We start from the raw sequence: 14435 nt of genomic DNA, 5'->3' as shown, positions 1-14435 counted from the left end.
TATTAATTTTTAAGATAAAGACATAAATAAGTCTTTAATAATTTGAAATACAATATTTTTAGGTTTTAAAAAAATTAAGCGGTAACTTTAAATACGACACCCCATTTTCTTCAGGTTCGGGAAATTGGCCCGCTTTCATATTGATTTGAATCGACGGCAAAATCAGTTTAGGCATACTTAATGTTGCATCCCGCTCATGACGCATCTGCACAAATTCAGATTTTGTAGTTCCCTCATGAATATGAATATTGTGCTCTTTTTGCGTTTGAATATCGGTTTGGCAGTGATATTCATCACGCGTTTTTGGCAAATAGTCATGGCACAAGAACACCCGGGTGGACGCTGGCAATTGATACAGTTTTTGCACCGAATCAAATAAGGTATCTGCACTACCACGCGGAAAATCACAACGTGCTGTGCCATAATCTGGCATAAATAAAGTATCACCGACAAAAACTGCATCACCCACTACATAACTTAAACATGCAGGCGTATGACCTGGTGTCGGGATGTTATATGCCTCTAGCTCACCAATATGAAAATGCTCATGATCATCAAATAAATAATCAAATGGTTGTTGAGCATTAAACTGCTTGATATCTAAATTATAAATGGCACTAAAGGTTTCTTGCACCAAGGCAATGTGATGACTCATGGCAATTTTGCCACCGAGTACAGATTTTAAATACTGTGCTGCAGTCAAATGATCTGCATGCACATGGGTTTCCAAAATCCAATCTACTTTTAAATCTTGTACTTTGACATATGCAATGATTGCATCAGCATGGGTGGTCGAGGTGGTTGCCGAAGCCGCATCATAGTCCAAAACACTGTCAATGATAGCGCAGCGCTTGGTTACCGGATCACTCACCACATAACTAAATGTATTGGTCGCTTGATCAAAAAAATCCTGAACAATCGGTTGTTGCATAGTTAAGCTCCTGACCATTTACGGTGAATCAACACGCCTGCAAGCATCGCCACTATAAAATATAAAACTTGATAATGCCCTAAGCCAATTAAGGTGAAACTTGGCGCTGGGCAAATGCCGGCAATCCCCCATCCCACACCAAATATTAAGGCACCGATAATAAGCTTTGAATCAATTTTATTGTTACTTGGTAAATCAATCTGCTCATTAAATACTGTGGTTGGTGCACTGCTACGTACCGCTTTTTGGAATGGAATAAATGCCACAGCAATTGCCCCCATCATTACAAAGGCAAGGCTTGCATCCCAATTACCAAATATGTCTAAAAAATCGATCACTTTTTGCGGATTAGACATGCCAGAGAACATCAAACCCACTGAAAAAAGCGAACCAAATACAAAAGCTAAAAAGTTTTTCATTTTAGAATGCTCCAATCAAGTGACGAACGACATATACAGCAATAAAGCCTGCAAACATAAAGGTCATAGTTGCAATGATGGAACGTTTAGATAATCGGCTGATCCCACAAATACCGTGACCACTGGTACAACCAGAACCTAAGCGGGTACCAAAACCCACCAGTAAACCAGCAATAATCATCATTATTGGGCTAGCAGACACGATAATCTCTGGTTGTACAAAAAGACCATAAATAAATGGCGTGATGATCAAGCCTGAAAGAAACCACAGTGCAGGCGTTTTAAAAATCGTCTGTGGATTCAGTACCTGCTCAATCAAGCCACTGATGCCTGCAATACGCCCATGGACATACAAATAACCCACCACTGCTATACCCAACAGAGCACCACCAAGAAACGCTGTCACAAAATCATGCATAGTTAATGCGCCATAAAACAATATTTAAACTTATATTATATAATATTATATATTAATCAAGTCATTTTATGTTATTATCTCGATATACTTTGCTCCTTTTGCTTTTTATGATTCAGGTTAGACGTTATGAACATCGCATTCGATAACTTAAAAATTGAATTTACGCAGGTTGATACCGTTTCCAATTGTTTGAAAGTGTTATCAAATCCTGACCGTTTAAAAATTTTATGTGTGTTGATCAATGGCGAATTAAATGTTCAGCAAATTGAGGAATGTACCGATATTCATCAGCCGACCCTATCGCAACAATTGACCGTTTTACGGAACAATAAAATTGTTTCGACACGTCGCGAAGGCAAACAAATTTTTTATCAATTGGCAGACCCTAAAGTGCTGGGTATTATGCAAACGCTGTATCAATTGTACTGTCAGGAATAAACATTTTTGTGCATGCTTTTGTATGGAGGCTCAGCCAAGTTTAGTAAATCCAAAATGAGATGATCAGTAAAAACCCAGTCAGCATGGTCAATAAATTCAGCCACACGGGATGTTGGCTCTGATAATCCGCAATAAATTCCTGTTCGGTTAATGAGCGCAACCCTCGACGATATTGCAAAATTGAGGCAAAGTTCACCAATAAACCAAACACAATCACGACACTGCCAAGCCACTGTCCATAGATAATTTTGTGCTGATATTGCTCAGGGTGCAGTAGTTGTAACAATACATTTGATTTTTCAATCACAAAACCAAAGGCAATCAGCGCTAAACCACTGCGATTCCATGCCAATGCCGTACGTTCCAAAGCAAGCAATACGCGTGGATCTTGTAAATTTGACATCGAGTTTCCTGATTTCCTTATTTTAATGCTGAGCTTAGCATGATCTTAGACGGGCTGTTGTGTTGGCTTGGTGAACATCCATTTTACTTATTTTTCAAAGATTTCTTTGAGATCACTCGGCATCCCTTGTGCGGACTTGAAGTTCCCCTTGCTGTCACGCCAAGCAATGGATGGTGTTGAGAAGAAACCATATTTGCCCATTAAGCTTTGGTTAAAATCAATTTTTTCTGCAATTTCTAAAGGAATATTTTCAGCTGGTTTAAGACGATTTTTGCCACGATTGATATTAATGTCATTAAATACGGCTGTTGGATTTTTTGACATGAGTAAAGTTGCCACCTGAGCACGGCTTTCTTCACGAATCACACCCACTTGAATATGACGTAATTGAACCTTGCCTGACTCTACCCAAGGACGTGCTTCTTGCCAAAATTTATGGCAATACGGGCAATTTGGATCAGAGAACACATAGACGATACGTGGTGCATCGCTTTTGCCATCTTGAATCCAAGTTGAATCTTCTAATGTTTTCCATACATCATCCAAAATGGCTTTTTTCATATGGGTTTCAATTTGGGTGTTTGAAAGATTATTGCCTTGGGCATCAAATAACTCACCTTTTATATAATATTTACCATCTTTAGAAATAAAAATGGTATTGGAATATTGGTCTTCATGCCCCACCCAACCTGTTAAACCTTCGGGTGCAGGAATTGGTTTTACAAATTGAAAGCCTTCTTTTTCTAGTTGTTTTTTAATGGCATTCGGATTAGCACTGACACCACATGCCACCGTCAACAGTGTTCCGATAACTAAACTGGTTTTAAGTAAAGTATTCATGACACATATCCTATGATTAATTTATGGATTCATTTTCTTTAAGTATTGTTGCAACATCGCTTGACTGATTTCGCCTTGATGACGCTCAATTAACTGACCTTGTGCATTGAAAAATAAGGTAGTGGGTAAACCTAAACTGTTCACTGCTTGTGGCATTTCACCCTGCATATCGAGCAAAATATTTTGAAAACTGAAGTGATGTTTTGTGAGATAAGTACGGACGGTATCGACCTCTTCACCTTGATTGAGCATGACAAAATGCACCTCAGGATATTGATCCTGCGCACGCTGTAATACAGGCATTTCACGATGACACGGCGGACACCAACTCGCCCATAAATTCACAACCGTGGGCTGACCTTGAAATTGTTTTAGCGCAATCATTTCTGACCGACCTTGACTGGCTAGGTTCAGACTTGGAAAACTCAAACTTGGATAATGGCTGTCTTGATGCGTGATTTTTTGTGCTGTCCATCCTGTCCCTACGAGCATGACAAAGATCAGCAATAATGTGGCCTTTGCTTTGTTCGCAATGGCTGAATTTCGCCACCAAAACCATGCACTTCCTATAATTATTCCGCCACTCAGATGAAACCCTTTGTCTTGAATTTTCAGCATATCAATGGGCGATGCGAGATAAGATTCCAGATTTAATCCAATAAAGACTAGGCGTGCACCTATTAATCCGATCCAAATACTATTCCAAATAGAATCTTGGAAACGCTGTTGAATCTCGGCTGACCACTGTGCTTCTTGCCCGACTTTTCGTCCAATCATGGCGCTGACCAGCAAAGCCAACACCAAATACAACAGCCCCCAAGGCAACATGAAAGGTCCCAGATGCAGTGCTTCGCTTGAGATCATGGCGGTGTACCTCGGTTTAATCGGCTCAAGAGTTGCGCTGCACTAAAGGTGCCCGTCAAACGTAGATTGCGCTGTTCCTGATGATGTACATCTAAGAAAATCATGGTCGGTGGTCCTAAAATCTGCCAGTCTTTCAGCACGATATCTTGACTTGCTTCGTATTCTGTTAAGTCGAGTTTGATCCGAGAAACATGTGCTAAACCAGCTTGTACATCGGAACGAGGCATCACCTCTTTTTCAATCGGCTGACAAGCCACACACCAATCAGCATACACATCGATGAGTACTGCTTGTCCTTTGACTTTATTGAGTGCCTGTTCAAGCTCAGCCTGGGTACGTACTTTTTGCCATGCGACTAATGATGTGGCTTGTGTTGTACTCAGTTGTGACCATGCTTGCGTGATATACCATCCACCGGATATTGCAGTAGCTAAGCTCATAACAATGAACAGCAGTTGCGTCGGCATTTGTGAAATATGCGGACGAATCTTCCATAAAATGTAAACCGTGATACTGATGAATAAGAGTCCCATCAACGTCAAATAAACCACGCTCGGCAGTAAAGGACGTAGGAAATACACCGCCAACAACAGCATGACAAAACCAAAAGTGAATTTCAGACGATCCATCCATACGCCCGGTTTGGGTAAGTACTGTGCACCAAACACACAAGCAATCAACAATGGCAAGCTCACACCTAGACCTAGAATAAACAGGTAACTAGCCCCCATCCACGGTTCAGGCAATTGCGCAACAAACAGCAAAGCCCCTGCCAATGGCGCACTCATACAGGGTCCGACAATTAGCGCAGAGATCATACCCATAATGAATGAACCCCATAAGGTTCCACCTTTTTGTCGTTGTTGCCATTGATCTAAACGCTGTAATACACCTTGTGGTAAAGACAACTGGAATATGCCAAATAAATTCAATGCAAACAGCACGAACATCACGGCAAATAACCCAATAAAGATGGGACTTTGTAACCAACGTTGGAAGTTATAGCCAAGTCCAGCCACAGCTAAACCCATCAAGGCATAAATCAATGCCATTCCGACCACAAAAATACCTGCAATCATGCCAGCACGATAGCCACGATGACGTTGTACCAAAATACTGGATAAGATCGGAATCAGTGGTAAGGAACATGGTAAGAATGCGAGCAATACACCTAAACCTAAAAAAATGATCAGATTCAGTGCAATATTGTCTGTTGAAAGTAAATGAAAGAAGTACTGATCATTGTTCCAATCGGCCTGCTTCGTGCGCTGTTCAGCATTCCTTGTAGTCACAGATTCAGAACTTGCCTGCATCATCAAGGCATCATCTAGCTCTGGCGCACTGGCTTCGCTAGGTCCTGTTAATGCAGTCGGTTCAGAAGATGGATTTAAGCCATTTTCATCCTCTTTGACTTCTGCTGTATTTGCTGGCGTTACAACTGTTACAGTTTCAGTGTTTTTCGCCTGTAGTTCTACAGGTATTGCAGTATTGGGTAATGAGGTGGATGTGACTGCATCTAATAATTTCTTTTGCGTTGTGCTTTGCTGACTCAGCTTGCTTTCAGGCAATAATCCATCGGCATCGGTGTGAATGGTTGTACGCTGTACTGGATAACATAAGCCACTTTCGGCACAGCCTTGCCATTCAATTTTATAGCTTTGATTGGGTTGCATGGCGACAGTCGCTTGCACTTGACCATAATGTACGTCGGTCATGCCGAAATTGGGATCATCTTTTTGCTGTGGACGAGGCAGTTGCAGTGATAATGCTTTGCCATTTTCAATGACTTTAAGCTGATCATGATATAGATAATATCCATCAGCAATACGCCACGTGAAACTGGCTTTGTCTTGAGCTGTGGATACAGCCTGAAAAGCAAATGCTTGATCAGGAGGTAAAAAATCAGCCAATGCGCTTTGCATACTCAAAATACTGAATATTCCACACACCCCTGCTAACCCTATACGCATAGATGACTTTAATACCCGACATAAATCTATTTCAGTTGATTATGCAAAAGCATAAATTAAGGGAGCATTAACAAGATAAATCATTTATAAAATACAGGCAGGAAGTCAGGAAAACGCTATGTTTGTTGTTTTGGTTGAAGATGATCCATATATTGCCTCAAGTATTTGTGCCACATTGGATTTTTTAAATATTTCAGTAGAACATGTGAGTCATGCGCGTGATGCGGATTATTTTATCCGTCACAGTGCGGTCGATCTATGTATGCTGGATTTAGGCCTACCTGACCAAGATGGTTTAGACTTACTGCGATCATGGCGCAGAGATCAGATTCATGTTCCTGTTTTGGTTTTAACCGCACGGTTACAGACCCAACAATGTGTTGAGGCATTAAATGTCGGCGCTGATGACTATTTAACCAAGCCTTTTGAACTGGATGAACTGATTGCACGGGTTCATGCACTCACCCGACGTCATCGCGGTTTTTCATCGAATGTCATTCAATTTGACCACTTAAAGCTCAATAAAGACACTCAAGAAGTCCATTATCAAGATCAGATGATTCAGCTTTCACGCCGTGAATACAGTTTGCTTGAAACCTTGATGAGCCATCCAAATCAAGTACTTAAAAACGAAGTGCTGTTAGACAAGTTATACGGCTTTCAAGATAGCATTGAAAGTAATGCCCTGAATGTCCATATTTATCACTTAAGGCAAAAATTGAATGCGGACTATATTCAAACCATTCGTGGTGTCGGTTATATGTTTAGAATTGCTGAGTCAATCCCATGCAAAAATCACACAGCTTAAAATGGCGCTTGGTCAGCAGTCTTTTGGCCTTGATGATCGGCTTATGGAGTGTAGTATTTGTTTGGCTGTATATCGACTTACAAAAACGTCTACAGGAGACTCTAGATCAACGTCTACATGCCTCCGCACAAATGGTGGCACGGCTAATTCAACAATTACCAGTGCAAAGCTTGGATGAGTCTGCCTTAGCCCAACAACTTCATTCCACAGACCAAGAACAATTGATCGCGTGCGAAGTATCATTATTTAGCTCTGACATCAGTGTAGGACAGCATGTCATTGCCAAAACACGCGGTGCACCGAAAGATTTAAGTCAGCAAGCAGTTGGTTTTAGTACTTGGCAACAAGGTGAGACGCAATGGCGCAGTTATGTGTTACGCCGTGGTGAGATTCAAGTTGTGGCTGCAGAGCGTATGTTTTTGCGGGAGTCTTTGCTAAAACAAATTTTACAATCGGTCTTAATTCCGCTGATCTTGTCATTATTGTTGTGTATCGGCTTAATTGTTTTGATCATTCGTCGAGAATTTAAAGCCTTGGATCTGGTTGTAAGCGATTTAAGTCAGTCAAATTTATCGCTCAATGAAGCAAGCCAATATCTCACAAGCTTAGATGCCAATACCATGCCCTCAGAGGTCTACCCTTTTGTGCAAAATGCGAATCGCTTAGTCCATAAACTGCATCAAAGTCTTGAAAATGAAAAAGTCTTTAGTGCATACGCTGCGCATGAATTACGGAGTCCTTTAACCGCAATTAAAACCAATGTGCAATTGGCACAACTGATAGCGAAAACGGACGGCAATATGAAATTGCAATATAGCTTGGATCAAGCAAATCAAAGTGTCCGTCGCTATGCTGATTTACTTGAGCAATTACTGATGTTGTCGAATACTGATCAATCTATTGAACAGATCAAAGCAAGCATTCAGGTACAGCCCATTATTGCAAAAGTACTCGATGATTTAGCACTGATTTATCCTGAAGCAACAGCTAAAATTCAGGTCGATTGGCACAGTCTTGGTGATTTGGCATTACCTCAATTTGTCTTGTATTCTGTTCTTAAAAACCTGCTTGAAAATGCACTATTACATGCAAATGCTGATGTGATTAACGTGAGTATGCAGAAAAACACTTTACACATTCAAGATAACGGTCCACATTTAAATGCCGAAGATATTCGTTACTTAGGGCAACGTTTTTGGCGTAAATCGGCTCAGCAGAAAGGTCATGGACTGGGCTTATCTTTGGTCAAAATAATGCTGACAAAATATGCTTATACCATCCAATTTGAACCGAATTTTCCTAAGGGATTAAAGATTACACTGTTATCTCAAGAGTGTTGAATAAAGCAGATTATCATTTTTAGATCATGACTATTTATTCTTTGATTCTTAAATCATGTCTCAACGACCACTTAAAAAAATTGCTTGATATATTTGTAATAGACTGAATTGTAATACATTTATTTCAGTTCAAGGGCAAGCTCTCTTGCTTTCTTTAAACTCCCGTAAGGATATAGACTGAGTGAGTCCGACTTACGTTCACCATGAACGGTATAGCATACATTTCTTTATTTTTGTCCTGCTGGCGTCACAAGAAGTGAAAGACCATTCTCATCTGACAGACGGTAACGCTTATCTTGTGGCTGTGCTTTTCTGCATTCTGTATCTGTGAGTTTCATGTGTATTTACCCGTTATCAATCCTAAAATTATTGGGTAAATTTTCCCAAAAATTACCCACTCAAGGCAAAAATTGGGTCACACAGCTTAGGACAAGGTCGGACAATACAGCCAATAAAAAAGCCTTTAAACATTGAGTTTAAAGGCTTTTTTAGGAATTTGGTGGAGATGGCGGGAGTTGAACCCGCGTCCGCCAGCACTACGCTCGAGAATACTACATGCTTAGATATCGTCTATTGATTTAGCTCTTTGTGACCCGACGAACAGGGTACAAATCGCGATCCTTTAAGATTTAGTATAAGACCCCAAGGCTTGATCTTATACGGACTTGTGTGCGTTCGCTTCAGTCGGGACCCCTAACCACAAGTATTCAGGGATGCGGACAAGCTGCCCTTAGGCAGCTAGAGCGTAAGTTTCGTCGTTTGCGACTAAAATATGCAAATTTGATTTACGAGAGAAAATGCGCTCTCGACATGCATCTATGAGTTTCATCACCAGCGTCGAAGCCAGAAACATCCCCAAAGTAGCGTCATCATAGCATAACTTCAAAAAATTGCGATGCAATTTCGAAACAATTACACATTGATCTGCGCTTAATTACATAATTGCGTTAATATTTTATTTTTCAAGACCGCAAAAGAAAAATATATGAGCTTTTTATTGGCACTCGATCAAGGAACGACTTCAAGTCGTGCGATCATTTTTAACGAACATGGACAAGTTCAAGCTACAGCTCAACGGGAAACCCATATTCAAACCCCGCATTCGGGTTGGGTGGAGCAAGATGCTCAAGAAATTTGGAGTACACAAATTGCCGTCGTGCAACAAGCACTCGCTTCTGCTCGTATCCTCGCAAAAGATATTAAAGCCATTGGACTGACCAATCAGCGTGAAACCACTGTGGTTTGGGATAAACGCACAGGTCAACCGCTTGCTCCTGCAATTGTCTGGCAAGACCGCCGTGCAACCGAGTGGTGTGGACAACTGACCCAACAAAACCTCAATGACCTCATTCACAAAAAGACCGGTTTACGTATCGATCCCTATTTTAGTGCTGGCAAATTGGTCTGGTTATTAGAACACACTCAAGGTCTACGTGAACTCGCTCAGCAAGGTCATGTGGCTTTTGGCACGATTGACAGTTGGTTGGTGTGGAACCTGACGCAAGGTGCAGAGCATGTGATTGAAGCCAGCAATGCCTCACGAACCATGCTAATGAACTTACAGCAACAAGCTTGGGATGAAGAACTCTTAGAAATATTCGATATTCCCCTGTCGGTCCTCCCTAAAATCATCAGTTCAGATGAATATATTGCAGATACCGCTACAGGTTTACTTGGCGCAAACATTCCCATTACCGGCATTTTAGGTGATCAGCAATCTGCGTTATTTGGACAGTCATGCTTTGACGCAGGAACAGCAAAAAATACCTATGGTACAGGCTGTTTCATGCTCTTTAATACCGGCACTGAAGTTCAATATAGCCACAATAAATTACTCTCGACACTTGCATGGCAAGCTCAAGGTCAAACCCATTATGCACTAGAAGGCAGTGTGTTTATGGCTGGCGCAATCGTGCAATGGCTAAGAGACGGTTTAGGGATTATTCAAAAAAGCAGTGATGTTGAAAAACTCGCGTGCCAAGTGGAGCATACCGATGGCGTGGTTTTGGTTCCTGCCTTTACTGGGCTAGGCGCTCCGCATTGGGATAGTGATGCCCGCGCCCTCCTCTGTGGAATGTCACGAGGTACCAATAAATCCCACATAGCTCGTGCCGCCTTAGAGGCTATTGCTTTTCAAGTGTCGGATGTATTGACCGCCATGCAGTCCGACCTGTCTAGTCCACTTAAAGAACTCCGGGTCGATGGCGGTGCCAGTAGCAATGATATGCTGATGCAATTTCAGGCCGATATCTTAAATGTGCCTGTACTGCGTCCTAAACTTTTAGAATCAACTGCATGGGGTGCTGCCGCGATGGCTGGACTCAAAGCGGGTGTGTTTTCAAATCTTGATGAAATTGCCGCTTCATGGCAATTAGAACGTGCTTTTGAACCAAAAATGAATGCCGATCAACGTGAATTTCATTTGGCTCAGTGGCAGTCTGCACTCAAACGGGCGCGCTCGGACCTTTAATTTTTTCAATCAACACCGTATGCAATAAAAAAACCGCTCATTCGAGCGGTTTTTTTATACTTGATAATATTTAATGTGCATGACCACCACCCACACCTGCTTTAGGTCGCGGACAGAGCCAAATGATCAGTGCGGCGAATATAAAGACACCCGCCAAGACTAAAAACACATGATTGGCTGAAAGCGTTAAGGCTTCTTTATCCACCAAACTGGAGATGTAACCCAATGCGGATTCTGAACTCATTCCATGATTCACCAAGGTGTTTTGTACCTCAGTAACATGTAAATTACTGACCATTTCACTGCGTGCGACTTTGGTGTGATCATCCCAAATGGTTACTGCAATCGACGCTCCAATTGCCCCTGCCATGGTTCTTAAGAAGTTCATCAAACCTGCCGCAGATGCCATGTCTTGTGGCAGTACAGATGCTAAGGCCATATTTGACAAGGGAATAAAGAAAAATGGAACGGCAAAACCTTGTAATATTTGCGGCAAAGCCAAAGCCATAAAGTCTGCATCCGTGGTCCAAAAGGCGCGCATAAGGGTGACTCCGCCCAAGATACTTAAACCAAAACTCGCCAAAGCACGTTGATCGTATTTGGTTGCAAGCTTTGCAACAATTGGCGACATGGTCAAACTACCGACGCCCATCGTTGCAGTAAGATAACCGGCCCACGTTGCGGTATAGCCCAAGTTAATTTGTAACCACTGCGGAATCAGAACAATACTGCCAAAGAAGGCACCAAAACCAAAGGCCAAAGCCAAGACCGAAATGGTAAAACTTCGGTACTTAAACAGCAGTATATTCACCACAGGATGCCGCTCAGTCAGCTCCCAAATCGTGAAAATGATCAGCCCAACAAATGCCGTCAGTGCCAGCACCACGATAAATGGATTATTAAACCAATCTCGCTCATGGCCTAAGTCCAACATCAATTGCAAGGCACCGATCCACAACACCAACAACAGTAAACCACCGCGGTCAATTTTCAATTTCTGTGTTGGAGTTTCAGCCGTTTTCAGTAAGCGCATCGCTGCGATTGCACAACCTATTCCGACAGGAATATTGATAAAGAAAATCCAATGCCAAGATAAATTATCACTGATCGTACCACCCAAAATTGGACCTAAAATAGGGCCAACTACAGTAGTCATTGCCCACATCCCCATGGCTTGGGATTGCTTTTCAGGAGGGAAAATGCGCATTAACAACGTTTGGCTCAGTGGCATAATCGGACCACCAAACAAACCTTGCCCAATTCGGCAAAACACCAACATTTCTAAACTGGTCGACAAACCACACAGTATCGAAAATACCGTAAAGCCAAACAGGCTGATCACAAAAACCCGTACAGAACCAAAGCGCCCAGCGAGCCAACCGGTCAATGGCACGCAAATCGCTTCTGCCACAGCATAGGAGGTAATGACCCATGTCCCTTGGGATGCCGACACTGCAAGACTACCGGTGATATGCGGCACAGATACATTGGCAATGGTCATGTCGAGCACAACCATAAAGTTCGCCAATGCCAAGACCAAGGCAGCGAGAATCAGACGACCACCTTTTAAGTCAGTCATTTGCATTTGCTGATTCATAGGCAATTACTTCGATTTCAAGTCAATCGTCGCTTCCATAGACAGCCCCACACGTAGTGGGTGTTCTGCCAACTCTTTTGGATCCAAACGAATCCTTACAGGTAAACGCTGAACCACTTTAATCCAGTTTCCTGTGGCATTTTGTGCTGGAATCAAGGCAAATGCTGAACCTGTGCCACCAGAAAAACCAGTGACTATGCCATTAAATTTAACTTTGTCACCATACAGATCAGATGTCAGTTCAACTTTTTGACCCGCTTGCACCCCTGCCAATTGGCTTTCTTTAAAGTTGGCATCGACATATAACTGAGTGACAGGCACCACCATCATTAATGACGTTCCCGGTGCAATGCGTTGCCCAACTTGAATATTACGACGTGTCACCACACCATCAAAAGGTGCTTTAATTTGTGTACGTTCTAAGTCCAACTGAGCTTGTTGTAGACGTGCTTGTGCAATTAAAACATCTGGGGTTGAATTTTCATTGCTGTCTTGAATTAATGCATCATTTGCAGCTTTATTACTTTGTGCCGCTTTTTGACTAGATTTGGCTTGAGCGAGTCCTGCTTGTGCCACATCAAAACTGGCTTTAGCGGTATTCACAGCACTTTGCGCTGTGCTTAATTCTTCTTTAGAAATCGCACCCGAAGCAGCCAATTGTTGACGACGTTGTAATTCATCTTGTGCTTTATTCAGATCGGCTTGTGCCTTGGCGACTTGTGCGCTTGCACTATGAATCGCATCATCACTGACAAAGATTTGTGAGTTTAAAGAGCTACTATTCGCCGCTGTTTGTTTGTATTGTCGTTTTGCTTTAAGTAATTCAGCCTGAGCTTGAGCTAAGGCAATTTCAGCATCACGAGCATCAATGCGAACAAGCACATCGCCTTTTTTCACTTGCTGCGTATCACTCACCAAAACCTCTGCCACTTGCCCCGTGACCATCGAGGTAATCGACGCTGTTTCTGCACCGACATAGGCATTATCGGTACTGACGGAATGATTTAGAAATATTGACCAAATCAAATACATCACCAAAGCAATCACGATCAATACAGCCAATATACCAAGGCCTTTTTTTCTGCGTGCTTTTAATTCCTGATCGGTGGGCTGCTCTGTAGATGGGGTTTCTGGCAGGTTACTAACGGTATCTGTCATAGATTTGTCCTAAATCTAGCAGACTTGGTCATGGCATCATGAGCTTTGCAAAGCATGTCAACTTTGCTGTCAGATAATGGTGTCGTGAGAAAGTCTATCTTCTTCAATTTTCCGGCATTTTAAAGCTAAAAAATCATATCCTGAGAATAGAAAATGTAACTCGTCAGTCTTTTTTCGTCGGCAACAGGATAAAATCATGCCCTGCTGCCAATGCTGGACTTTATTTTTTCATCATTTTGAATGTGTTAACTTAAAAATGGCTTAATAAGCATACGATGCAATCGCTGTTGCAATCGCTTTACCTTCATCATTGACCATGGTCATACGCATAGTGCAACCCTTACGGCCTAAACGTAAGGTTTCTGCTCGTGCAACGAAATACTGTCCACGTCCTGGCGCCAAATAATCCACACGCATATCGACGGTCGCTAAGCGAGATACCTTTTTACTCGTTTCTACTAGATCTTCAGCTGTGGCCTTTTTATACAATTCTGCCATCGCAGAGATACCACCGATACTGTCGAGTAGGGTTGCCGCGACGCCACCATGTAAAATTTGGAATGCGACATTTCCAATTAGATTACTGGCCATGTCCACACGTGCTTCGATCTGACCATCGATCACCGTCATTTTCATGGCATTGTGTAAAAAAAATGGGGAGCTGTTAAATGCTTGAGCAATGTTATTTAATAAAGTATCGATTTCATTCTTCGAGTTTAGGTCAATATTACCGGTCCAACTCTTATTTACATCTGTCATAGCCTACTCGAATCGCTGTC

14 protein-coding genes, 1 other RNA gene and 1 pseudogene are annotated in these 14435 nt (G+C 42.1%); 4 read left to right on the top strand and 12 right to left on the bottom strand.

The genetic code is table 11. The features are described 5' to 3' along the window. Positions 1-58: 58 nt before the first annotated feature. The 3 genes from FTV50_RS07585 to FTV50_RS07575 are packed head-to-tail and all read right to left on the bottom strand — an operon-like array spanning position 59 to position 1768. The gene (locus FTV50_RS07585) at positions 59-931 is read right to left on the bottom strand and encodes an MBL fold metallo-hydrolase (RefSeq protein WP_078193078.1); all 873 of its coding nucleotides are present in this window, start codon (positions 929-931) and stop codon (positions 59-61) included. A 2-nt stretch (positions 932-933) separates the two neighbouring features. Then, positions 934-1350, bottom strand: a complete 417-nt coding sequence (locus FTV50_RS07580) for a DUF6691 family protein (protein WP_180024030.1) — start codon at positions 1348-1350, stop codon at positions 934-936. A gap of 1 nt (position 1351) precedes the next feature. Beyond that, on the bottom strand, positions 1352-1768 hold the full coding sequence (locus FTV50_RS07575; protein ID WP_180024029.1) for a YeeE/YedE thiosulfate transporter family protein: 417 nt from the start codon (positions 1766-1768) through the stop codon (positions 1352-1354). Positions 1769-1894: 126 nt separating this feature from the next. Between FTV50_RS07575 and FTV50_RS07570 the strand changes: the two genes are divergently transcribed. Further along, positions 1895-2206, top strand: a complete 312-nt coding sequence (locus FTV50_RS07570; RefSeq protein ID WP_078193081.1) for a metalloregulator ArsR/SmtB family transcription factor — start codon at positions 1895-1897, stop codon at positions 2204-2206. 40 nt (positions 2207-2246) lie between these two features. On the opposite strand, the gene FTV50_RS07565 is transcribed toward FTV50_RS07570, so the two are convergent. The 4 genes from FTV50_RS07565 to dsbD all read right to left on the bottom strand — a co-directional run bounded on the left by FTV50_RS07565 (position 2247) and on the right by dsbD (position 6283). Continuing rightward, positions 2247-2609, bottom strand: a complete 363-nt coding sequence (locus FTV50_RS07565; protein ID WP_180024028.1) for a YidH family protein — start codon at positions 2607-2609, stop codon at positions 2247-2249. Between the two features lie 87 nt (positions 2610-2696). Continuing rightward, positions 2697-3449 (bottom strand): thiol:disulfide interchange protein DsbG, encoded by a 753-nt coding sequence (dsbG, locus tag FTV50_RS07560; RefSeq protein ID WP_180024027.1) that lies wholly within the window; start codon positions 3447-3449, stop codon positions 2697-2699. A 21-nt stretch (positions 3450-3470) separates the two neighbouring features. Continuing rightward, a complete protein-coding gene (locus tag FTV50_RS07555; protein WP_180024026.1) occupies positions 3471-4313 on the bottom strand; it encodes a TlpA disulfide reductase family protein in 843 nt (280 codons plus the stop codon). After that, entirely contained in the window at positions 4310-6283 is a 1974-nt protein-coding gene (gene dsbD / locus FTV50_RS07550) for a protein-disulfide reductase DsbD (RefSeq protein ID WP_180024025.1), read from the bottom strand. The genes FTV50_RS07555 and dsbD overlap by 4 nt, the downstream gene beginning before the upstream one ends. A 118-nt stretch (positions 6284-6401) precedes the next feature. On the opposite strand from dsbD, the gene FTV50_RS07545 reads away from it, so the two are divergent. After that, the gene (locus FTV50_RS07545; RefSeq protein WP_180024024.1) at positions 6402-7091 is read left to right on the top strand and encodes a response regulator transcription factor; all 690 of its coding nucleotides are present in this window, start codon (positions 6402-6404) and stop codon (positions 7089-7091) included. Then, a complete protein-coding gene (locus FTV50_RS07540) occupies positions 7070-8431 on the top strand; it encodes an ATP-binding protein (RefSeq protein WP_180024023.1) in 1362 nt (453 codons plus the stop codon). Before FTV50_RS07545 ends, FTV50_RS07540 begins: the two co-directional genes overlap by 22 nt. 122 nt (positions 8432-8553) lie before the next feature. Here FTV50_RS07540 and FTV50_RS16805 read toward each other — a convergent pair. Together FTV50_RS16805 and ssrA are read right to left on the bottom strand one after the other, a co-directional pair. Then, positions 8554-8769, bottom strand: a pseudogene (locus tag FTV50_RS16805) (Arm DNA-binding domain-containing protein); the annotation flags it as partial. A gap of 159 nt (positions 8770-8928) precedes the next feature. Continuing rightward, positions 8929-9288, bottom strand: a transfer-messenger RNA (tmRNA) gene (ssrA, locus tag FTV50_RS07530). Positions 9289-9416: 128 nt separating this feature from the next. On the opposite strand from ssrA, the gene glpK reads away from it, so the two are divergent. After that, positions 9417-10901: a glycerol kinase GlpK gene (gene glpK / locus FTV50_RS07525; protein WP_180024022.1), complete on the top strand. Its 1485-nt coding sequence runs from the start codon at positions 9417-9419 to the stop codon at positions 10899-10901. A gap of 70 nt (positions 10902-10971) precedes the next feature. On the opposite strand, the gene FTV50_RS07520 is transcribed toward glpK, so the two are convergent. The 3 genes from FTV50_RS07520 to FTV50_RS07510 all read right to left on the bottom strand — a co-directional run bounded on the left by FTV50_RS07520 (position 10972) and on the right by FTV50_RS07510 (position 14415). Continuing rightward, positions 10972-12498: a DHA2 family efflux MFS transporter permease subunit gene (locus FTV50_RS07520; protein WP_180024021.1), complete on the bottom strand. Its 1527-nt coding sequence runs from the start codon at positions 12496-12498 to the stop codon at positions 10972-10974. Positions 12499-12504: 6 nt separating this feature from the next. Beyond that, positions 12505-13656, bottom strand: coding sequence for an efflux RND transporter periplasmic adaptor subunit (locus FTV50_RS07515; protein WP_180024020.1), 1152 nt, complete (start codon positions 13654-13656; stop codon positions 12505-12507). A gap of 261 nt (positions 13657-13917) precedes the next feature. Next, positions 13918-14415, bottom strand: coding sequence for a thioesterase family protein (locus FTV50_RS07510; protein ID WP_180024019.1), 498 nt, complete (start codon positions 14413-14415; stop codon positions 13918-13920). Between the last annotated feature and the right edge of the window lie 20 nt (positions 14416-14435).

Source organism: Acinetobacter sp. YH1901134 (assembly GCF_013416965.1).
GTDB classification, from domain to species: domain Bacteria; phylum Pseudomonadota; class Gammaproteobacteria; order Pseudomonadales; family Moraxellaceae; genus Acinetobacter; species Acinetobacter amyesii.
Note: the sequence above shows the minus strand (reverse complement) of the source record. Positions and strands in the feature narration are given on the sequence as shown.